Origin of the sequence: Phenylobacterium sp. LjRoot97, from assembly GCF_964254345.1 — a bacterium.
Taxonomy (GTDB): Bacteria; Pseudomonadota; Alphaproteobacteria; order Caulobacterales; family Caulobacteraceae; genus Phenylobacterium.
The window spans coordinates 1,225,566-1,245,498 of sequence record NZ_CAXUTH020000001.1 but is presented as its reverse complement, the minus strand read 5'-3'; the positions used below and the strand labels follow the sequence as shown (position 1 = coordinate 1,245,498).

Here is a 19,933-nt window from a genome sequence, read left to right as displayed (position 1 = left end):
CCGAGGTTCCGCTCAGGTTTCGACCCGCCCCGATATTATGTCAACTTTATAGTATCGTAATTCAGCGCACCGGACCGGGCGGCGTCAACAGGCTCTGGATCAAGGTGCGCAGATCCTCGTCGCTGACCGGCCAGTTGAGCGTATGGGTGTTGCGCGCGACCCCGTTCAGCGCATTGAGGATCACCGCGGCCGGCAGCGCCGGCGGCGGGGTCATGCGCTCCAGCGCCAGGGCCAGCGCGCGGGTGTTGCGGCCGCGTCGGCCCTTGGCGCCGGCGAACAGCGGCTCGGCGATCTCGCGGTTCACGCGGGCCTCGGTCTGCAGCGCCACCGAGCAGGCGCCGAGATGCGAATGGCCGTAGAGCTCGATGAGCTTGTGCGCGAAGGCCTCCAGGTCGGCCGCCGGGGCTCCGGTGTCCTTGAAGTCCGCCTCGTTCCAGACCTCGAGGAAGGCCTCCATCACGCAGGCCGTCGGGGTGTCCCAGCGCCGGTAGAACGTCGCCTTGGTCACGCCGGCTTCGGCGCAGACCCGCTCGAGCGTCATGCCGGAATAGCCGTGCCGGGCCAGCACCGTCAGCGACGCCGTCTTGATACGCTCTTGCAGGCCGCTGTCGCGCGGGCGCCCGCGTCCCCGGCGCGCCGGCTCTGCCGTCTTGGCCTCGGTCGAACTCATGACCTTGGATGTCTCCGCGCGCCGAATCCCCCAGCGCTCGGGTCTAGAGGCCTCCGCCATGGTCGCCCGTCAAGCCCTGCGACCCTCAAGCCCTTGGCCGCGCCCAGGATTTTCGCTAGGAGCGGTCGGGCGTCGCGGCCTCTTTCGGGTTTCCGGCCGTCGCCTCTCCCCCGAGCCCGCATGCAGGAGACATCCCATGGCGTGGCTCGTCCTCGGCGTCGCCGTCGTGACCGAAATCATCTGGGCGCTAAGTCTGAAATGGGCGGGGGTGCAAGCCACCTGGCAGGCCGCCAGCGTGCCGATTGCGCTTAGCTTCGTGAACATGGGCCTGCTGGCCTGGGCCATGCGCGGGCTGCCGGCCGGCACCGCCTATGCCGTCTGGACCGGCCTGGGCGCCGTCGGGGTCGGGATCTGCGGCGCGCTGCTGTTCGGCGAGAAACTGAGCGGCGTGCAGATCGGCTTCATGGCCCTGATCGTGGTCGGCGTGGTCGGGACCAAGCTCGCCGCCTGAGCCGGCCGCATTGACACCCGCGGCGCGCCGGCTCCATCTCCATGGCGATGTCCAAGTCGGAGAAAGCGCCGCGCCGCTGGTCGGACGCCACCCACGCCAGCCTGATCGCGGCGGGGCTGGAGGCGTTCGGCGAGCACGGCTTCGACGCCCTGAGCGAGGACGCCATCGCCCGCCGCGTCGACCTGACCCGCGGCGCGATCCAGTACCAGTTCGGCGGCAAGCGCGGCCTGTTCGCGGCGGTGTTCCAATCCGTCCTGAGCCAGACCGCCCGCGACCTCTACGACCAGACCATGGAGCGCGCCCACTCGGTCGCCGAGCTGGGCGAAGGGGTCGGGGTGTTCATGGACATGGCGCTGGACCCGCACCGCCGCCGGCTGCTGTTCGTCGAGGCGCCGGTCGTGCTCGGCTGGGAGGACTGGCGCGCAGGCCTGCGCGGCGCGTTCGAGCCGCTGCTGCATCACGCGCTGGGCCACTGGGTGTCCGCGGGGCTGCTGCGCGAAGAGGAAGTCCCCGGCTACGCCGAGGTGCTGCTGGGCGCCGGCGTGCAGGCGGCGCTGGCGCAGAGCGCCGGCGACCCGGCTCCGCGCGCGGCGCTGGAGGCGATGATCGCACGGCTGGCCGCCCGCCCCTGAGCCCATGGTTGCATGCCGAAGTTATTTCATGCACGCTGCACGAAATAACAGGAGGAGGCGCCCCATGTTCCGTTTCGCCGTCGTTTCGGCCGCCTTGCTCGGCGTGCTGTTCCCGCTGCTGGAGACGCTGCGGCGCGGCCTGGGCGCCTGGCTGACCACGCCCGTCACTCTATTGGAAGACTACGTCGCTGGCGGGCTGCTGCTGTGGGCGGCGCTCGCGCTGGCCCGGCGCCGGCCCAGCGGCTGGGTGCTGATGCTGGCGGCCAGCGCCTACGCCACCGGGATGATGTCTTCCAGCTTCTGGAAGCAGCTGGAGGCGCAGCTGACCGGCGAGACCTGGGAGGACAACCAGGGGGTCGTCGTCGGCTTCAAGCTGTTCCTGTGGGCGCTGCCGCTGATCCTGACGATCATCTCGGCCAAGGCGGTGCTGCGCGAACGGACCGCCGCGTGAGCAAGGACATCTATCTGGTCGCCCACGGCGAGGCGCAGCACCACGTCCAGGGCCTGGTCGGCGGCTGGTACGACAGCGAGCTGACTGAGCGGGGCCATCGCCAGGCGCAGGCGATCGCCGACAGCCTGGCCCAGCGCCTGGCCGGCGCGCCGGCCGTGGAAGTCTATTCGTCGGACCTGCGGCGCACCGCGCAGACCGCAGCTCCCATCGCCAAGGCGCTCGGCGTCGAAGCCATCCAATGGAGCGACCTACGCGAGCGCAGCTACGGCGAGGCCGGCGGCCAGCCCGACGCCTGGCTGGAAGAACGCACGGTGCTGGCGCCGAAGGATGGCGACCGGCTCGATCACCGCGACGGCCTCAGCGAAGCCGAGACCAAGCGCGAGTTCGCGACCCGCCTCTACCGCGCCATGGACGCCGTCGCCGCCAGCCCCTGCCCGGTCCAGGTGGTCGTCACCCACGGCTATGCGGTGACCTTCGCCATCGCCGCCTGGATCCGGATGCCGCTGGAGTCGGTCGGCTGGGTGAATTTCCGGTCGGCCTCCGGCGCGATCAGCCACCTGCGCGAGGACGATCGCTGGTTCAACCGCTACCTGATGAGCCTGAGCGAGACCGGCCATCTGGCCGGCGTCGACTAGGCCTCGTCGGCGTCGCGCTCGTAGGCGAGCGCCGCCTGGCGCGCGATGGCGAGGATCTCGTCGCCGCGCGCGCCGGGCCCGAAGACCCGGGCCAGCAGCAGCCCGCCGAGCATGGTGCTCCAGGCCGCCACCGCCGCGTCGGTCTTGCCGTCCGGCTCGCCCATGGTCCTGGCGGTCCGCTCGAACACGCCCTGCAGCCGATCGGCCATCAGCGCCCGCACCTGCGGATCGTCCGAGCGCGCGACGTCGGCGGCCAGCGAGGCGATGGGACAGCCCTGGCCGATGCCGTCGCGGTGCGAGCGGCTGAGATAGCGCGTGACCATGGCCCGGAAGCCGCCGCCAGCCCGCTGCTGCGCGGCCCGCTGGACGGCGAAGGTCTCGTCCAGCGCCCGGCCGAGCGCCGCCACCGCCAGCGCCGAGCGCGAGCGGAAATGCCCGTAGAAGCCGCCGCGGGTCAGGCTGGCCTGCTTCATCAGGGTGTCGATGCTGAGGTCTTCCAGGCCGCCGGCGCGGATCCGGTCGGCGGCCGCCGCCAGGATGCGCTCACGGCTCTCGGCCTTCTCGGCTTGCGAATGTCCCATCGGCTCCGGACCTCACGGCTGACCGTCTCCAGAGCTAGCACACTCTGTGCTGACGCAACAGGACACGCATGATTTTCCTCGCGAATCTGAATGATTGACTTCATGCAGATGAATGTCGACCATCATGCAGATTGCCGAGCTGGAAGAATTTCGATGACCGCCGCCACCATTTTGGCCCAAGCCCCCGCCCACCCGTTCGACGAGGCCCTGGCCCTTAAGGCCGTCGCCGAGGGCGTCTATGAAGGCGTTCCCAGCCAGCTCTACTGGAACATGGCCGGGCCGTTCGGCGGGGTCACCGCCGCAACGCTGATGAAGGGCGTGCTCGACCATCCTGCGATGCGCGGGCGGCCGCTGGCCCAGACCGTCAACTTCTGCGCCGCCGTCACGCCCGAGCCGTTCGTGCTGAAGGTCGTGCTGGAGCGCGACGGCAAGTCGACCCAGCACTGGAGCGTGCGCCTGGAGCAGGCCGGCCAGATGGCGGCCAACGCCACCCTGGTCACCGGGCCCGAGCGCGACACCTGGAACGCCCAGCCCTCGCAGCCGCCGGCCGCCCGCGACGCCGCCGACGTGCCGGTGTTCGCCAGCCAGGCGCTGACCGCCTGGTTCTCGCAGTACGAGATGCGTTTCGACCATGGCGCGCCGAGCCTGGACCAGGCCTCGGAGACCGGCCTCACCCGCGCCTGGCTGCGCGACCGCCAGGCGCGGCCGCTCGACTATCTGGCGCTGGCCTCGATGGCCGACGCCTTCGCGCCGCGGGTGTTCCTGATGCGCGGCGTGCGCGCGCCGGCCGCGACGGTCAGCCTCTCGACCTACTTCCTGGCCGCGCCCGACGAACTGGCGGCGCAGGACGTGCGCCCGATCCTGGGCGAGGCCCAGCCGCGCGCGGCCCGGCACGGCTTCCACGACCAGAGCGTCGAATTGTGGTCCGACGCGAAGTCGCTGCTTGCGGTCTCGCATCAGTTGGTGTGGTTCAAAGACTAGAAGAACGAAAAAGTACAAGACGGGGGACTAATGGGGGGAATTCGACGCGGGCGCGCCCATCTGGGCGCGGCCTCGCTTATCGCGCTGGGCTGGCTGCTGGCCGGCCAGGCGATGGCGCAGCCAGCCAAGGCCGACGACGGGACCGCGACCTTCCCAGCCGCCTTCTTCGCCCAGTACAATCCCGTGACCGCCGCCGACATGGTCGCGCGCGTCCCCGGCTTCGAGCTGCGCGACGGCGACGACCGCCGCGGCTTCGGCGGCTCGTCCGGCAACCTGCTGATCAACGGCGAGCGTCCCAGCTCCAAGACCGCGGCCTCGGAGATCCTCAAGCGGATCCCGGCCAGCGACGTCGTCCGCGTCGAGGTGATGTCGGCGACCAACGCCTCGTCCGACGTCAGCGGCCAGACCCAGGTGGTCAACCTGGTCATCAACCAGTCGGCGGCGCGCAAGCCCTCGACCACCTTCGTCGCCGGCCTACGCCAGATCCAGTATTCCGAGCGGGTCGGCTGGACGCTGCAGGCCTCGCGTTCGATGGCCCTGTCCGACACGGCCGACCTGTCGATGGACGTGCAGACGCCGAACATCCTCGGCCGCGGCGAGATCCGCGACCTGATCTACAACAACGTCGGCGACCTGACCGGCGCGCGCTACCAGATCGGCCAGTCGACCAATGTCAGCCTGCAGGGCTCGGCCCACCTGCGCTGGCGGCCCAACTCGCAGGACGTGATCAACCTCAACGCCCAGTACGTGCCGGCCTGGAACAAGACCGACACCGTCCAGTACGAGGCCATCGCCACCACCGCCCTGCGCAGCAGCCTGGTCGGGCGCACCGAGTACGACGACAACTATACCGCCGAGGTCGGCGGCGACTGGGAGCACCGCTTCTCGCAGGCCCTCTCGGTCAAGCTGATCGGGCTGATCTCGCAGTCCAGCGTCGTGCAGCAGGACGTCTACGACATCTTCACCGCGCCGGCGGCGTACCTGATCCGCACCCAAGACCGCACGACCAGCGGCGGCGAGCGCATCGCCCGCGGCGTGGTGAAGTGGAACGCGATCTCGCGCCACGCCCTGGAGTTCGGGGGCGAAGGCGCCTTCAACTTCCGCGACACGACCCTCGACATCGTCAACCAGCCGCGCGGCGGGACGCCGGTGCGCGTGCCCCTGCCCGTCGCCGACGCCCGGGTCGAGGAGGTGCGCGGCGAGGTGTTCGTCACCGACATGTGGTCGGCGTCCGAAAAGCTGACCATGGAGGGCGGGGTCAATGTCGAGTTCTCGCGCATCTCGCAGACCGGCGACCAGGAGCAGGAGCGCGAGTTCAACTTCGTCAAACCGCGCCTGAATGCGACCTACGTGCTCACCCCCGACCACACCCTGCGCTTCAGCCTGGTGCGCGACGTGGCCCAGCTCGACTTCGCCGAGTTCAGCAGCACCATCGACTTCGTCAATTCGTCGACCATCCAGGGCAATCCGGACCTGGTGCCGGAGAAGGCCTGGAAGTCGCGCGTGGAGTGGGAGGGCCGCTTCGGCAAGCGCGCCGCCGTGACCCTGGCGGCCTTCGCCGACGCCGTGCAGGACGTCCACGACCTGGTCGAGATCGGCGGCTTCGACGCCTACGGCAACATCGGCGACGGCACGCGGGTGGGCGCCGAGATCCGCGGGACCGTGCCGCTCGACCAGCTCGGCCTGGTCAACGCCGAACTGCGCTTCAACGGCCTCTACCAGCAGACCCGCGTCACCGACCCGATCACCGGCCAGAAGCGCTCGTTCTCGGTGCCGCTGGAGCGCCAGGGCACCGCGTCGGGCGCGCCGGTGCTCAACGCCGGCAACAAGGACTGGGCCTATGTGCTGAACTTCCGCCAGAACCTGCCGGCGATCTCCTCGGCCTGGGGCGTCGTCGCCGTGCAGTGGGCCGAGCGCGAAGAGTACCGCCGGGCCGAGATCATCACCTATGTCCGTCCCGAGCCGCGGATCGACGTCTTCTTCGAGACCACGCTGATCAAGCCGGTGACCCTGAAGCTCTACGTCAACAACATCCTCTCCTCGTCGGAGGAGCGGACGCGAACCTACTTCCTCGGCTCGCGCGCCGGCGCTCAGATCGACCGGGTCGAGGAGCGGCTGTCGGACGGCGGCCCCGAGGGCTCACGCGCCATCGGGGTCCAGGTGTCCGGTCGGTTCTAGGCTTCGGCGGCGTCCATCGCCGCCTTGGCCGCGGCCATCATCTTGGCGAAGGCGCCGCTGCGGATCAGCTCGCGGCGCTCTTCGAGGCCGCGGTGCAGTTCGGCCAGCACCTTGGCGGCGTGCTCGTTGGTCTGGATCGCCGCCCACCAGGCCGCGACGTTGGCCGCTTTCGGCACCGGATTCTCGACCCCGGTCCCCGGCAGCACGTTCTCGATCAGGAACAGAGCGGGCACCAGCGCGCAGTCGGCCAGGGTCAGCCGACCGCAGCAGGCGTAGCCGTCGGTCCCGATCATCTTGTCCAGCGCCTTGACGTTGCGCACCACCTGGCCGCCCAGCAGGTCGACGATCCCCTGGTCGCGGCTTTCCGCCCGCGACTGCGGACCGAGCATGAACATGTTGTTCATCAGGTAGACGTCGCCGATCCGCGCCAGGGTGCGGATGTGGGCGGTCTCGCGCGGGGTCGCGCCGAGCAGCGACGGCTGCGGATAGACCTCCTCGATGTACTCGGCGATGACGTCGGACTCCGGCATCAGGTCGCCGTCGATATCCAGCACCGGAATACGGCCGATCGGCAGCCGCTGGCGGAACGAGGGCATGCCGAAGTCGGCGGGCCGTTCCAGCTCGATGTCGGTGATGCCCTTGGCGTAGATCTGCATCCGCACGCGGGCGGAATAGGGGCTGAGATCGCCCGAATAGAGCGTGGGCATGGCTTCCTCCTGATCGACTTTGTTTTCCCCTTAAGAGCACGGATTCCGTCCGCCGCCCATGGCTACGCCTGGAACAACCGCGCCGGGCCCCCGTTTCCTGCTGCCTTACCCATCACCGCAAGGAGGAACGCCATGACCAGCCCCGCTGACCTGCGCGAAAAGCTCTGGAAGTCGCTGAAGTCCGACAAGACCCTGATGCTCGGCTTGGCCGGCGTCGACGAGGGTCACGGGCAGCCGATGACCGCCCAGTTCGACGGCGACGACACCCGCGCGATCTGGTTCTTCACCTCGCGCGATACCGATCTGGCCCAGGCGCTGGGCGCGCGCCACGAGGCCGTCGCCCACTTCATCGACAAGGGCCACGATCTCTTCGCGACCCTGCACGGCGACCTGGTGGCCGATAACGACCCGGCGATGATCGACCGGCTCTGGAACAAGTGGGTCGCCGCCTGGTTCGAGGGCGGCAAGTCCGATCCCAAGCTCCTGCTGCTGCGCTTCGAGCCGGAACGCGGTCAGATCTGGCTGAACGAGAACAGCCTGTTCGCCGGCGTGAAGATGCTGCTCGGCGCGGACCCGAAGAAGGACTTCGCCGACAAGACCGCCGAAGTCCGCCTCAACTAGACGCGGTATAGCCGGACCGGTGAACCGGCCGCGCGGGCGATCACCCGCTTGGCCTCGAGGTCCAGTTGCACGCACTTCAGCCACCAGCCGGCCTTGTCTCCGCCCGGGAACAGGTCGGCTGGGAGCTGGGGCAGCAATGCCGCCTTGGCCGCCGCCACGGTCAGGCCGGGCGCGTCGCCCGGCAGCACCGCCAGCAGGGCGGTCTTCATCGCACCGTACTTGGCCGCGTCGACGCGCGTGGTGCGGCCGGGGCTGTTGGGGTTCTCGACCTCGACCTTGTCCGACATGCGCGTCTTCTCCCTCTAGATTGGTTAGTTCGCGGCGGCCGCACCCGGATAGTGCACCTGCGCGCCGGGTCCCAGCGGCAGGTCCAGCAACACCCAGCCGACGGTCATGGCGATGCCGGCGGCCATGAAGCAGAGCGCATAGGGCAGCATCAGCGCCAGCAGCGAGCCCACGCCCATGCCCCGGTCCCAGCGCTGGCCGAACGCCAGGATCAGCGGGAAGTAGCTCATCAGCGGGGTCATGATGTTGGTGTAGCTGTCGCCCATCCGATAGGCCGCGGTGGTCATCTCCGGGCTGACGCCGAGCAACATGAACATCGGCACCACCACCGGCGACAGCGCGCTCCACTTGGCCGAGGCCGAGCCGATGAACAGGTCGAGGAACGACGACAGCAGCAGCACGCAGACCAGCAGCACCGCCGGCGGCAGGGCCATGGCCTGCAGCGCCTCGGCCCCGTTGATGGCGACGATCGGCCCGATCCGCGACCAGTTGAACATCGCCACGAAGTGCGCGGCGAAGAACACGAACACCAGGTAGGGCGCCATGGTGCGCACGCCGTGCTGCATCATCTGCACGACGTCGTCGGCCGACCGCACCGTGCCGGTCGCCCGGCCGAAGGCGATGCCGCTGAGGATGAACAGCAGGAAGAAGCCGGCGATCAGCGAGGCGTAGAGCGGCTGCAGACGCGCCGGCCCGACCGCATCCTGGTCGATGAAGGGGGTGTAGCCGGGCCAGAGCGCCAGGGCGGTGAAGCTCGCCACCACCGCCAGCGCGGCCAGACCCGCCCAGCGCAGGCCTTTGCGTTCCTCGGGAGTCAGCCCCGCCTTCTCCAGGTCGGCGCGCAGCTCCTCGTCGACCACGCCGTTCCAGACGCCGAGCCGCGGCTCGACGACCTTGTCGGTCAGGAACCAGATGATCGGGGTGAACAGCAGGACGATGGCGCAGATGTAGTACCAGTTGCCGAGCGGGTTCATCGTCCAGTCCGGCTGCACGATGCGCGCAGCCTCCTGGGTGAAGCTCAGCAGCAGCACGTCGATCTGGCCAGGGATCAGGTTGCCGGCGTAGCCGCCCGACACCGCCGCGAACGCCGCGGCCAGGCCGGCCAGCGGATGGCGGCCGGCCACCGCGAAGGTGATCGCCGCCAGCGGGATGAACACCACATAGGCCGCGTCCGAGGCGTGGTGCGAGACCATGCCGATCACCGCCACGATCGGGGTGAGCAGCGCCTTGTGGGCGTTGCCGAGCGAGGCCCGGATCAGCGCCGAGAACATCCCCGAGCGCTCGGCCACCGCCGCGCCCAGCATGATGGTCAGCACCAAGCCGAGCGGCGCGAAGCCGGCGAAGGTGCGCGGCATGTCGGCGAACAGCCGGGCGATGTTGTCCTGCGAGAACAGGCTGGCGGCGCGATAGGTCAGCACGCCGTTCGCGAGTTCGGCGTGTTCCGGGGCCTTGGCGCCCGAATAGGGCAGCGAGGCCTGCCAGCCCATCGCCGCGCCGAAGGCCGACAGCAGCATCAGGGCGAAGATCAGGTAGACGAAGATGATGGTCGGATCGGGCAGCAGGTTGCCCGCGCGCTCGACAAACCCAAGAAAGCCGCGTTGGCGGTCGGGTCGGGTTTCGTCGCTCATCAGGGCTCCTGGCGCCGCTTGAAAGGGGCGACCTGTCTAGCCAAGCCTGTGAGCGGCGACCATCAACATCTACTTGACCGCCTTGCCGGCGCTCCAGCCCGCAAACGCCGGGCGCGCGGACTGTGCGGCGACCGCCAGGCTCGTCCTGTCGAGCACGGCCATGAAGGCGGCGACCGCCTCGGCGAGCACGCTGCTGGTCTCGCAGCCCAGCCGCAGCTCGCAGTTGGCGCAGTCGGCCATGCGCATGCCTGGCTCCAACGCGCGCACCACCTCGCCGACCGTGATCTCCGTCGGCGACCTAGCCAGGGCGACGCCGCCGTTGCGTCCGCGCAGGCTGCGGATGAAGCCCGTCCGCACCAGCGCCTGGGCGACCTTCGACACGTGGTTGTACGACAGCCGCTGCTCGGCCGCGAAACTGGGCAGCGAGATCGGGCCGCCCTCCATCCGCGTCAGGACGATGAGAAGCCGCAGGCCGAAGTCGGTGTGCTGGGTGAGCTGCATGCCAGCCGCAATGTGGAAAATGCCCTTGCCGCAATCAAGCAGATATAATACCGGCTTTTTAATTACCTCTTTTAGGGAGCCCTTTATGCGCGTCGCGTCCGCCCAGGCCATGGCCATCGTCAAATCCACCGCGCCCGCCCTGCAGAAGCATGGCCTGGCCATCACCACGGCGATGTACGCCCGGCTGTTCGAGAATGCGGAGATCGAGGCGATGTTCGATCGCGCCGCCCAGGTCAGCGGCGAGCAACCGCAGCGTCTGGCGGGCGCCATCCTCGCCTACGCCAAGAACATCGATAAGCTCGAGAACCTCGGGCCGGCGGTGCAGACCATGGTCGCGCGCCACGTCGACACCGGCGTGAAGCCGGAACACTACCCGCATGTGGCCGCCGCCCTGCTGCCGGCGATCCGCGACGTGCTCGGCGCCGAGGTGGCGACCGACGAGGTGCTGGCGGCCTGGGGCGAGGCCTACTGGATGCTCGCCGACATCCTCATCGCCGCCGAGGCCCAGGCCTACGAGGACGCGCAGGCCGCCTGACGCTACTCGGGGACGGGCGGCGGGGCTTGGCGATACCAGGCCAACTGCTCGCTGGTCGCCAGCAGCCGCCCGTCGCGCGACCAGTAGCTGGAGCGCTCGTCCGAGGCGCCGCCGCCGCCGACCCGGCCTTCGCACTCGATCAGGATGAAGTCGTCGCCGAGTTCGGCGACCTCGTCGGCGCGGGCGTGCAGATAGACCGTCAGCGACAGCGTCGTCGTCATCACCCGGTCGAGCGCATACATCGCCCGCGGCGCGGAGTTGTCGGTGACCATGGCCAGCAGCGCCTTGTCCCAGACGCCGTTGCGCGGCCGCACCCAGGCCAGCGACCGCGAGTCGCCGCCGGGCTTGGGCGGGAAGCCGTCCAGCGTCCGGCGCTCGAACGCCGAGGCGCCGAAGTGCATCGGCCCGGCCGGATGGTCGGGGGTGGGCAGTTCGTCTGGCGACGGCGCCTGCGGCAGGGTCGCGAAGGCGAACGGCGGGGTCGGCGGGCGCCGCGCCATGGTGATCATGCCGTGGACGCCGACGTCCTCGACGCCCTGCGGCCGCAGCTCGACCTCCCAGACCCCGATGGAGCCGCCCTGGCGCAGGCGGCGGGTGCGCACGTCGAGCTCGCCCGACGGGAGGCCGGCGGCATAGGTCAGGGTCATCGACAGCACCTCGCCGGTCGCTTCCGGCTCGGCTTCCAGGGCCCGCACGCACAGGCCCAGCGCATAGCCGCCCCACAGGCCGCCGCCGGGATTGCGCCACTCGGGCGCGGCGAAGGTGGTCCAGCGCCCGGGGGCGAGGGACTGCAGGGCGATATCGTAGGCGGGGTTGGCGGACGTCGTGGACATGCCGACGTTCTACCGAGTGGGCGCGCGGGCGCAAGGATCGCCGGCCGCCGGGGATCCCAGCGGCCGGCTCCGCATCAGAATTTGTGACGCAGGATCAGCTGGGCGTTGATCATGGCGACCTCGACCAACGGCGAGTTGTTCCGCACCACCGGCCTGCGCAATCCCTATCCCGGCAAGATCGGGGTCGTCGAGGAAGGGGCCTATGCCGACCTGCTGCTGGTGAACGGCAATCCGGTGGAGGACATCAAGCTGGTCACCGACCCCGACCGGAACTTCCTGGTGATCATGAAGGACGGCAAGATCTACAAGGACACGTTGGCGAACTGACGTCGACCGGCTCAGAACACGTCGTCGAAGCCCTTTTGCACCACGTACTTGATGCCGACGTTCCCGGCCGACAGCACCTCAATGCGCGCACCCTTGAAGCCGATCACCTTGTCCTGCGAGATGTCGTATTTCAGGTCCTGACTGAAGGCGGGACGAGCCATGTCGTCGCGGAACTCGCGATAGGTCGCCGACAGGATGTTGTTCGCCACGCCCGTGTAGATGAACTCGACGCGGAAGCTGACCTTGCCATTCTCAACGTACGTCGCCGGCTCGTACGGAATCTGACCGACCGGCCTCAACTTCGGTCCAAAAGCCATGTAGCGGTAGGTGTACATCGGCTTAGACGTGTCGTTCGGCACAAAGAGACCGCCGAACTCGTGCGGTAAACTGACCCCGAGCGAAACCACCTCTACGAAGCTGTCGGATTGGTAGAACTTACCTTCCGGATTCACACCTTTGAGGTACAGCAGCCCGGCAGGGATGTTGAGCTGAATGCCAACCTCTTTGCTCGTCACCGGCGTACTGATTCGGATCGCCGGGATGGCGGTTTGCCGGTGGAAGCTGACCATGCTGCGCCCCAGGTCGGCCTCGGCGGGCCGCCCCGGCATGGGTTGCTGGATGACCTCGGTCTTGGCCGCCCCGGCCGCGTACATCTTGTTGTCGACCGCCCACGCAGGCGTTCCGAGCAGCGCCATAGACATGGCGCAGGCGAAGAATGTCTTGAGCCTCATTAGTCCCCCCATAGCGGGCCGGCGATCGCCGATGCGACCGCCGCCACCACCTATGCAGGTAACCACCCCGACCGCCCGCTGGGAATAGCGCACTGCGATCGTGCGGCGCCCAACGCCGCAGTTTGCCCCTTCCCCCTCCCCCTTGCGGCAGAGTCCCGCTATATGCGCGCCCATGAGCGCTCAGCCTGGCAAGACCCTTCGCGAAACGGCCGCCGAGTACGGCCTGAAGTCGGAAGAATTCGACGTCATCCTTCAACGCCTGAACCGCGAGCCCAACGAGGTCGAGCTGGGCGTGTTCTCGGTGATGTGGAGCGAGCACTGCTCCTACAAGTCGAGCAAGAAGCACCTCGTGAAGTTCCCGACCACGGGCCCGCGGGTGATCTGCGGTCCGGGCGAGAACGCCGGGGTCATCGACATCGGCGACGGCCAGGCCTGCATCTTCAAGATGGAGAGCCACAACCACCCGTCCTACATCGAGCCCTACCAGGGCGCGGCGACGGGCGTCGGCGGCATCATGCGCGACGTCTTCACGATGGGCGCGCGCCCGGTGGCGCTGCTCAACGCCCTGCGCTTCGGCGATCCGAGCCATCCGAAGACCAAGCGCCTGGTGTCGGGCGTGGTCAGCGGCATCGGCGGCTACGGCAACTGCGTGGGCGTGCCCACCGTCGCCGGCGAGACCAACTTCCACCGCGGCTATGACGGCAACATCCTGGTCAACGCCATGTGCGTGGGCCTGGCCGACGCCGACAAGATCTTCTACTCGGCCGCCCCGGCCGCCGGCCTGAGCGTCGTCTACTTCGGCTCCAAGACTGGCCGCGACGGCATCCACGGCGCCACCATGGCCTCGGCCGAGTTCGACGACGCCTCGGACGAGAAGCGCCCGACCGTGCAGGTCGGCGACCCCTTCGCCGAAAAGCTGCTGATCGAGGCGACCCTCGAACTGATGGCCAGCGGCGCGGTGGCCGCCATCCAGGACATGGGCGCAGCGGGCCTGACCTCGTCGTCGGTCGAGATGGCCGGCAAGGGCGGGGTCGGCATCGAGCTCACCCTCGACAACGTGCCCCAGCGCGAAGACGGCATGACCGCCTACGAGATGATGCTGTCGGAAAGCCAGGAGCGCATGCTGGCGATCCTGAAGCCAGGCCGCGAGCGCGACGGCCACGCCATCTTCGAGAAGTGGGGCCTGGACGCCGCGATCATCGGCATCACCACCGACACCGGCCACCTGGTTCTGAAGCACAAGGGCGAGGTGGTCTGCGACGTGCCGCTGGCGCCGCTGTTCGACGACGCCCCGCTGTATGACCGCCCGTGGGTCGCCTCGCCGCAGCTGCCGCGCCTGGCGCCGGCCGACGTCGCCGCCCCGGCCGACTATGCCGATGCAGTGCTCAAGCTGATGAGCAGCCCGGACATGGCCTCCAAGCGCTGGCTCTGGGAGCAGTACGACCGCCACGTCATGGCCGACACCCTCGAGGACTCGGCCACCGGCGCAGACGCCGGCATCGTGCGCGTGCACGGCTCGAAGAAGGCGCTGGCCGTCACCTCCGACTGTACCCCGCGCTACGTGCTGGCCGATCCCTTCGAGGGCGGTAAGCAGGTCGTGGCCGAGGCCTGGCGCAACCTGACCGCCGTCGGCGCCGACCCGGTCGCCATCACCGACAACCTGAACTTCGGCAACCCCGAGCGCCCCGAGATCATGGGCCAGATCGTGCGCGCCATCGAGGGCATGGCGGAAGCTTGCCGCGACCTCGACTTCCCGGTCGTGAGCGGCAACGTCTCGCTCTACAACGAGACCAACGGCGCGGCGATTCCGCCGACCCCGACCGTCGGCGCCGTCGGCCTGATCCCGGACTACGCGCACCGCGCCGACTTCGCCGGCATGAAGGACGGCGACGCGCTGGTGCTGATCGGTTCGACCGTCGGCGAGCTGGGGGCCTCGATGTACCTGCGCGAGGTTCAGGGCCAGGAAGCCGGCGCGCCGCCGCCCGTCGACCTGGCGCTGGAACGCAAGGTGGGTGACCTCGTGCGGAACCTGATTCTCTCGGACCAAGTCACTGTTTGTCATGACCTTTCCGACGGCGGCTTGATCGCTGCCGCAGCCGAGATGGCGCTAGCCTCGAAGGTGGGCTTCACGCTGCAGGCCGACGGTTCGATCCCCGCTCACGCCCAGCTGTTCGGCGAGGACCAGGCCCGCTACCTGGTCGCGGTCAAGGACGCCGGGCCGATCCTCGTCGCGGCCCAGGCGGCCGGTGTCGAGGCCGCCGTGATCGGCAAGGCCGGCGGCGACGACATCGCGGTGGCGGGGCTCTTCGCCTTGCCGCTCGCCAAGCTGCGCAGCGAGCACGAGGGCTGGATGCCGGCCTATATGGGCGGCTGATGACCAAGCTCCGCCGCCTCATCGACCTGGCCGGGATCCGCGACCTTGAAGACAAGGCGCTGATGCAGCCGCGCTATGCGGACGCCGACGCCCGCGCGACCTATCCCGAGATCGACGAGGTCTCGCGCGCTCTGTTCGGGATCACCCAGGACGAGGCCGACGACGTTCCGCGGCCCGAGGGCTGGGACCGCATCGACCGCAAGCCGGTCCGCGATCAGCTCATCGCCTTCGAGGCCGAGGGCTGGGACGTCACCGACGACAAACGCCGGCCGCTGCGGATGATCGACCACTTCGCGCCGCAGCTCTGGCTCGCCCTGCGTGGCGTGGCCGGCGAGTTGCCGTTCCAGGCCGAAGCCGATCCGGACGATGCGGTCTATTCGTCGCTCGCCGCCGACGCCGCGAAGTTTCGACGCGACCGGCGCTAGTGCATCCAGCCGCGAGGCTCGCGCGTAGGTAGGAACATGACCCGTCTCCTCGCCCTCGCCTCGCTCCTGCTGCTGGCCGCCTGCGCCAGCGCCCCGACCCGTTCGGGCTTCCTCTCCACCTATGACGGCCTGGCGCCGCGCACCGACACCTTGCGCGCCAAGATCGAGCAACGGCGCGACGAGGCCGCCTTGGCCGAGGTCCGCCAGGTGGCGATCGAGCCCACCGTCCTTGTGGGCCCTGGCGGCTGGCTCACCCCCGGCGAGCGCGTGCTGCTGCAACGCGAGCTCGACGCGCAGCTCTGCTTCGAGCTCTCCGAACGCTTCGATATCAATCCCACGGCGCCCAACCGGGTGCGCGTGGCGATCACCCGGGTGGATCCCACCGGGCGCGCCGCCTCGGTCGCCTCGGCCGCGGCGGGCTTCTTCATCCCCGGCCCGCTGGGGCTGCGCGCGCCCGGAACGCTGGGCGCGCTGTCGGCGGAGGCCGAGATGATGCAGGGCGAGCGCCAGTTGGTCGCGGTGAGCTGGAGCCGCAGCGCCACCGCCATCGGCACCGACGATCCCTCGCTCAGCCGCGTGGGCGATGCGCTGCAGTTCGCCGAACCGTTCGCCGACGCGGTCGCCGCGGCGATGACCCCCGAGGGCCTGAAGTCGCGCCCGATCCCCAAGCCGGACCCCTGCGCCGAGTACGGCGGCCGCTTCCGGCCGGAAGGTTGGGCGGCCAAGTTCGCCACGGGCCTCTACGTGCCGCAGATGAGCGGCGCCAAGGCTGAGGAGGCCGACGACGGCCGCTAGGCGCTGGCCTTGGCCAGCAGTTCCAGCGCCGCGGCGGCGAAGGCTTCCATATTGGCGACCCGGTCGTCCGAACCGGTCTCGATGGTGGTGACGAACTCGACGGGGCCCGAGATCGCCACGCAGGTGTGGCCGGCCGCGTCCCCGTAACCGTTGCCGGTCGGCCCCGCCGCGCCGGTCTCGGACAGCCCCCAGGTGGCGCCGAAGCGTTCGCGGACGGTGCGGGCCAGCAGCAGGGCGTAGGGCTCGCTGGCCGAGCGCATGCCCTCCAGCGCCTCCTTCGGGATATCCATCAGCATGACCCGCGCCTTGGGCGTGTAGACCACCCCGCCGCCGAGATAATAGGCCGAGGCGCCCGGCACGCTGAGCAGCGCGGCGCTGATCAGACCGCCTGACGAACTCTCGGCCACGGCCACGCGCTCCTTGCGCGCCTTCAGCTGCTCGCCGATCTGCGCGGCCTGGGCCATCAACGCCTGCATTCTCAGTGCTCCTCGTCCAGTCGATAGGTGGATCGCGCCACGTCGCGGAACAGCAGCGCCTTGTCGTCGGCGCTGGCGCCGGACGCCAGCCGCTTCAGCGCGTTCCAAAGGGTGGCGTAGTCGCAACTGCCCCGGTCGACCGGGAAGTTGCTCTCGAACATCGCCCGCCGCGGCCCGAACAGCTCGATGCAGGTGTCGATATACGGCCGCCACGCGTCGGCCAGCTCGGTCGAGGACGGCAGGTTCTCACGCTTGTGGAACTCGAAGCCGCAGATCGCCATGCCCAAACCGCCCAGCTTGACCACCACGTTCTCATGCCGGGCCACCTGCGCCATGTCGCGCTTCCAGCGGGCGAACTCCTCGTCGCGGCGGCCGGCATAGGGACCGATGCCGAGCACGCCGCCTACATGGTCCAGCACGATCGTGGTTTCCGGGAAGGCGCTGGCGAGATCGGCGACCTCCGGCAGCTGCGGATGGAACTGCCAGGCCTCGAACGACAGGCCGTTGGGCGCCAACTGGGCGAAGCCGCGGCGGAAATCCTCGCGTCCGTACAGCCCCTGAGGCGGATTGGTATGGCCGTTGCGCACGTCGTCGCTGGGGTCCCAGGCGCCGGTGTGGCGGATGCCGCGAAACCGCCCGCCGCCGGCGCGGATATGACCCGCGAGCGCCTCGCCGACGTCCGCGTGCGTCAGGTCGGCGAATCCCACGATCCCGGCGCAGGCGCGAACCGGGCCATAGCGGCCGCTGGCCGACATCGCCGCGACGCCGTTGACGAACTCGGTCTCGCCGATCGGGGACATCAGCCGGCCCACGTCGGCGCTGTACATGGCCCCGCACTCGACGAAGACGGTGCTCTCGACGTTGTGGCCCGAGCCCAGGTCGGCCAGCAGCTCGTCCAGCAGGTAGCGGCCGTTCGGGAAGTCCCAGAGGTGGTGGTGCGGATCGCAGATCGGCAGATCCGGTTCGATGATCTCCTCGGTCACGCCTTCCCCCGTTTGTTTTTCTTGGCTTCCGTACGCCGGCGCGCTCATGATGCCCGCCAATTAGAACGACCGCCATTTTCTTCGGGAGGATTTTTATGGACGCCCAATCTCAGTGGACGGGCCTGGACGCCGGGCGCCTGGCGCGCATCGACGACCACATGCAGCGTAACTACATCGGCCCGCAGAAGATCATGGGCGCCCAGATCGCGATTTCGCGGCGCGGCCAGCTGGCCTACCGCAAGTCGTACGGCTCCATGGACCTGGAGCGCAGCAAGCCGATGGCCGACGACGCCATCTTCCGCATCTATTCGATGACCAAGCCGATCACCTCGGTCGCGCTGATGATGCTCTACGAGAAGGGCTACTTCCAGCTCAACGACCCGGTCAGCCGCTTCGTGCCGTCCTGGAAGGACCACCGGGTCTATGTGTCGGGCGACGGCGACGATCTGGTGACCGAGCCGGCGCGCCGGCCGGTGTCGTTCCGCGACGTGCTCAGCCACACCTCGGGCCTGACCTATGGCGGCGGCCTGCCCGGCGTCGGCGTGCAGCATCCGGTCGACAAGGTCTATCGCGGCCTGAAGGTCCGCACCTTCGGCGGCGAAGACACCATGCAGGGCTTCCTCGACAAGCTCGCGCAGGTGCCGCTGCTGTTCCATCCGGGCGAGCGCTGGATGTACTCGCTGGCCACCGATGTCTGCGGCGCGCTGGTCGAGGTGATCTCCGGCAAGCCGTTCGGCCAGTACCTGCAGGACGAGATCTTCGGCCCGCTGGGCATGAAGGACACCTCGTTCTCGGTCGCGCCCGACAAGGCCGACCGCTTCTGCGCCAACTACCAGCGCGGCCCGGACAAGAAGCTGAAGCTGATCGACGATCCGGCCACCAGCGCGTTCGCGCGCCCGTCCGGGTTCGAGTCCGGCGGCGGCGGTCTGACCGGCACCACCGACGACTACATGCGCTTCTGCGAGATGCTCCGCCGCGGCGGCGAGCTCGACGGCGCGCGCATCCTCGGCCCGCGGACGCTCGAGATGATGCACATGAACCACCTGCCCGGCGGCCAGGACCTGTCGACCATGGCGCTGGGCAGCTTCTCGGAGACCGCCAACGACGGCGTCGGCTTCGGCCTGGGCTTCGCGTCCACCAAGGGCCAGGTCGAGACCGCCTCGCTCGGAGCCGGCGACTACTATTGGGGCGGCGCGGCCTCGACCATCTTCTGGGTCGATCCGAAGGAGGAGCTCTCGGTCGTGTTCATGACCCAGCTGATGCCGTCGGGCACCTTCAACTTCCGCGGTCAGCTGAAGAGCCTGATCTACTCGGCGATCGTCGACTGACGCTGGAGGGGACGTCGATGGACCTGCTCGTCAACATCGACGTCCCTGACCTCGCTACGGCCGAGGCCTTCTACACCACCGCCTTCGGCCTGACCGTGACGCGCCGCTTCGGCGACGGCGGGGTGGAGCTATCGGGCCTGCCGGCCCGGATTTACCTGCTGGAAAAGGCTGAGGGATCGGTCGGCGCGGGCGAGGAGCCCCGCCGCTACGTCCGCCACTGGACGCCGGTGCATTTGGACGTCGTGGTCGAGGATCTCGATCCGGCCCTGGCGCAGGCCCTAGCCGCCGGCGCAACCCTGGATTCCGAGCCGCGCACCCACGTCTGGGGCCGCATCGCCGTGCTTGCCGATCCGTTCGGCAACGGCTTTTGCCTGCTGCAGTTTCTGAACCGCGGATACGACGAGATCGCGCCTGCGATCTAAGGGCGACGCCGGGCGGACCCATATGGCAATCCAGCGGTTGTTAAGCTTTCTGCCGCACTAAAGATTCGCCGAGTGGAGTTCCCCCCGATGCCCATGTCCATCGCTGACCTGGAAGCCAATCTGAGAGAAGCGTTCCCGGACGCCGAGATCGCCATCGACGATCTGGCCGGCGACGGCGACCATTATCGCGCTCGCATCGTCTCGCCCGCCTTCGCCGGGCTCTCGCGGGTCAAGCAGCATCAGCTTGTCTACACGGCCCTGAAAGGCAAGGTCGGCGGCGAACTGCACGCTCTGGCGCTCGAAACCTCCGTTCCGGCCTAGGA

Annotated in this window: 25 protein-coding genes; 15 read left to right on the top strand and 10 right to left on the bottom strand. The window is 69.1% G+C overall.

Translation table 11 applies throughout. The features are described 5' to 3' along the window. Window positions 1-61 precede the first annotated feature (61 nt). On the bottom strand, window positions 62-670 hold the full coding sequence (locus ACSQ2H_RS05985; protein WP_436060536.1) for a TetR/AcrR family transcriptional regulator: 609 nt from the start codon (window positions 668-670) through the stop codon (window positions 62-64). A gap of 196 nt (window positions 671-866) precedes the next feature. On the opposite strand from ACSQ2H_RS05985, the gene ACSQ2H_RS05980 reads away from it, so the two are divergent. The 4 genes from ACSQ2H_RS05980 (at window position 867) to ACSQ2H_RS05965 (ending at window position 2,899) form a co-directional block, all read left to right on the top strand. Next, window positions 867-1,181, top strand: coding sequence for a DMT family transporter (locus ACSQ2H_RS05980; protein WP_436060535.1), 315 nt, complete (start codon window positions 867-869; stop codon window positions 1,179-1,181). Window positions 1,182-1,222: 41 nt separating this feature from the next. Beyond that, window positions 1,223-1,813 (top strand): TetR/AcrR family transcriptional regulator, encoded by a 591-nt coding sequence (locus ACSQ2H_RS05975; RefSeq protein ID WP_436060534.1) that lies wholly within the window; start codon window positions 1,223-1,225, stop codon window positions 1,811-1,813. A 64-nt stretch (window positions 1,814-1,877) separates the two neighbouring features. Further along, the gene (locus ACSQ2H_RS05970) at window positions 1,878-2,264 is read left to right on the top strand and encodes a hypothetical protein (protein ID WP_436060533.1); all 387 of its coding nucleotides are present in this window, start codon (window positions 1,878-1,880) and stop codon (window positions 2,262-2,264) included. Next, window positions 2,261-2,899, top strand: coding sequence for a histidine phosphatase family protein (locus tag ACSQ2H_RS05965; protein ID WP_436060532.1), 639 nt, complete (start codon window positions 2,261-2,263; stop codon window positions 2,897-2,899). The genes ACSQ2H_RS05970 and ACSQ2H_RS05965 overlap by 4 nt, the downstream gene beginning before the upstream one ends. On the opposite strand, the gene ACSQ2H_RS05960 is transcribed toward ACSQ2H_RS05965, so the two are convergent. Then, complete coding sequence (locus ACSQ2H_RS05960) at window positions 2,896-3,480, bottom strand: TetR/AcrR family transcriptional regulator (protein ID WP_436060531.1); 585 nt, start codon at window positions 3,478-3,480, stop codon at window positions 2,896-2,898. The genes ACSQ2H_RS05965 and ACSQ2H_RS05960 overlap by 4 nt on opposite strands. Before the next feature lie 153 nt (window positions 3,481-3,633). On the opposite strand from ACSQ2H_RS05960, the gene ACSQ2H_RS05955 reads away from it, so the two are divergent. After that, entirely contained in the window at window positions 3,634-4,461 is an 828-nt protein-coding gene (locus tag ACSQ2H_RS05955) for an acyl-CoA thioesterase (protein WP_436060530.1), read from the top strand. Window positions 4,462-4,491: 30 nt separating this feature from the next. After that, window positions 4,492-6,639: a TonB-dependent receptor plug domain-containing protein gene (locus ACSQ2H_RS05950; RefSeq protein ID WP_436060529.1), complete on the top strand. Its 2,148-nt coding sequence runs from the start codon at window positions 4,492-4,494 to the stop codon at window positions 6,637-6,639. Here ACSQ2H_RS05950 and ACSQ2H_RS05945 read toward each other — a convergent pair. Further along, window positions 6,636-7,346 (bottom strand): glutathione S-transferase family protein, encoded by a 711-nt coding sequence (locus ACSQ2H_RS05945; RefSeq protein ID WP_436060528.1) that lies wholly within the window; start codon window positions 7,344-7,346, stop codon window positions 6,636-6,638. The genes ACSQ2H_RS05950 and ACSQ2H_RS05945 overlap by 4 nt on opposite strands. A 132-nt stretch (window positions 7,347-7,478) precedes the next feature. On the opposite strand from ACSQ2H_RS05945, the gene ACSQ2H_RS05940 reads away from it, so the two are divergent. After that, window positions 7,479-7,967 carry a pyridoxamine 5'-phosphate oxidase family protein gene (locus ACSQ2H_RS05940; protein ID WP_436060527.1) on the top strand — a complete coding sequence of 163 codons (489 nt, stop codon included), beginning with the start codon at window positions 7,479-7,481 and terminating at the stop codon, window positions 7,965-7,967. Here the strand turns inward: ACSQ2H_RS05940 and ACSQ2H_RS05935 are convergent. The 3 genes from ACSQ2H_RS05935 to ACSQ2H_RS05925 form a co-directional block, all read right to left on the bottom strand. Further along, the gene (locus ACSQ2H_RS05935) at window positions 7,964-8,254 is read right to left on the bottom strand and encodes a DUF6958 family protein (protein ID WP_436060526.1); all 291 of its coding nucleotides are present in this window, start codon (window positions 8,252-8,254) and stop codon (window positions 7,964-7,966) included. The genes ACSQ2H_RS05940 and ACSQ2H_RS05935 overlap by 4 nt on opposite strands. Window positions 8,255-8,278: 24 nt before the next feature. Then, complete coding sequence (locus ACSQ2H_RS05930; RefSeq protein WP_436060525.1) at window positions 8,279-9,880, bottom strand: AbgT family transporter; 1,602 nt, start codon at window positions 9,878-9,880, stop codon at window positions 8,279-8,281. A 69-nt stretch (window positions 9,881-9,949) separates the two neighbouring features. Then, window positions 9,950-10,381: an RrF2 family transcriptional regulator gene (locus tag ACSQ2H_RS05925; RefSeq protein ID WP_436060524.1), complete on the bottom strand. Its 432-nt coding sequence runs from the start codon at window positions 10,379-10,381 to the stop codon at window positions 9,950-9,952. Between the two features lie 85 nt (window positions 10,382-10,466). On the opposite strand from ACSQ2H_RS05925, the gene ACSQ2H_RS05920 reads away from it, so the two are divergent. Then, entirely contained in the window at window positions 10,467-10,916 is a 450-nt protein-coding gene (locus ACSQ2H_RS05920; RefSeq protein ID WP_436060523.1) for a globin domain-containing protein, read from the top strand. Between the two features lie 2 nt (window positions 10,917-10,918). Here the strand turns inward: ACSQ2H_RS05920 and ACSQ2H_RS05915 are convergent, their stop codons facing one another. Next, entirely contained in the window at window positions 10,919-11,749 is an 831-nt protein-coding gene (locus ACSQ2H_RS05915) for a thioesterase family protein (protein ID WP_436060522.1), read from the bottom strand. Between the two features lie 111 nt (window positions 11,750-11,860). Between ACSQ2H_RS05915 and ACSQ2H_RS05910 the strand changes: the two genes are divergently transcribed. Continuing rightward, the gene (locus ACSQ2H_RS05910) at window positions 11,861-12,076 is read left to right on the top strand and encodes a hypothetical protein (protein WP_436060521.1); all 216 of its coding nucleotides are present in this window, start codon (window positions 11,861-11,863) and stop codon (window positions 12,074-12,076) included. 11 nt (window positions 12,077-12,087) lie between these two features. Here the strand turns inward: ACSQ2H_RS05910 and ACSQ2H_RS05905 are convergent, their stop codons facing one another. Beyond that, the gene (locus tag ACSQ2H_RS05905) at window positions 12,088-12,807 is read right to left on the bottom strand and encodes a hypothetical protein (RefSeq protein WP_436060520.1); all 720 of its coding nucleotides are present in this window, start codon (window positions 12,805-12,807) and stop codon (window positions 12,088-12,090) included. Window positions 12,808-12,979: 172 nt separating this feature from the next. On the opposite strand from ACSQ2H_RS05905, the gene purL reads away from it, so the two are divergent. From purL to ACSQ2H_RS05890, 3 genes are read left to right on the top strand one after another with little or no spacing between them, the layout of a single operon-like run. After that, entirely contained in the window at window positions 12,980-15,181 is a 2,202-nt protein-coding gene (purL, locus tag ACSQ2H_RS05900) for a phosphoribosylformylglycinamidine synthase subunit PurL (protein ID WP_436060519.1), read from the top strand. Then, window positions 15,181-15,606, top strand: a complete 426-nt coding sequence (locus ACSQ2H_RS05895; protein ID WP_436060518.1) for a hypothetical protein — start codon at window positions 15,181-15,183, stop codon at window positions 15,604-15,606. Before purL ends, ACSQ2H_RS05895 begins: the two co-directional genes overlap by 1 nt. A gap of 36 nt (window positions 15,607-15,642) precedes the next feature. Then, window positions 15,643-16,401 (top strand): DUF3313 family protein, encoded by a 759-nt coding sequence (locus tag ACSQ2H_RS05890; RefSeq protein WP_436060517.1) that lies wholly within the window; start codon window positions 15,643-15,645, stop codon window positions 16,399-16,401. Here ACSQ2H_RS05890 and ACSQ2H_RS05885 read toward each other — a convergent pair. After that, window positions 16,398-16,877, bottom strand: coding sequence for a CinA family protein (locus ACSQ2H_RS05885; RefSeq protein ID WP_436060516.1), 480 nt, complete (start codon window positions 16,875-16,877; stop codon window positions 16,398-16,400). The two genes, ACSQ2H_RS05890 and ACSQ2H_RS05885, sit on opposite strands and share 4 nt — an antisense overlap. A gap of 2 nt (window positions 16,878-16,879) precedes the next feature. Continuing rightward, window positions 16,880-17,860, bottom strand: a complete 981-nt coding sequence (locus ACSQ2H_RS05880; RefSeq protein ID WP_436060515.1) for an amidohydrolase family protein — start codon at window positions 17,858-17,860, stop codon at window positions 16,880-16,882. A 95-nt stretch (window positions 17,861-17,955) separates the two neighbouring features. Between ACSQ2H_RS05880 and ACSQ2H_RS05875 the strand changes: the two genes are divergently transcribed. The 3 genes from ACSQ2H_RS05875 (at window position 17,956) to ACSQ2H_RS05865 (ending at window position 19,931) form a co-directional block, all read left to right on the top strand. Then, window positions 17,956-19,188: a serine hydrolase domain-containing protein gene (locus ACSQ2H_RS05875; protein ID WP_436060514.1), complete on the top strand. Its 1,233-nt coding sequence runs from the start codon at window positions 17,956-17,958 to the stop codon at window positions 19,186-19,188. A gap of 17 nt (window positions 19,189-19,205) precedes the next feature. Further along, window positions 19,206-19,610, top strand: a complete 405-nt coding sequence (locus ACSQ2H_RS05870) for a VOC family protein (protein ID WP_436060513.1) — start codon at window positions 19,206-19,208, stop codon at window positions 19,608-19,610. Window positions 19,611-19,697: 87 nt separating this feature from the next. After that, window positions 19,698-19,931 carry a BolA family protein gene (locus ACSQ2H_RS05865; RefSeq protein WP_183773527.1) on the top strand — a complete coding sequence of 78 codons (234 nt, stop codon included), beginning with the start codon at window positions 19,698-19,700 and terminating at the stop codon, window positions 19,929-19,931. The last annotated feature ends 2 nt before the right edge of the window (window positions 19,932-19,933 follow it).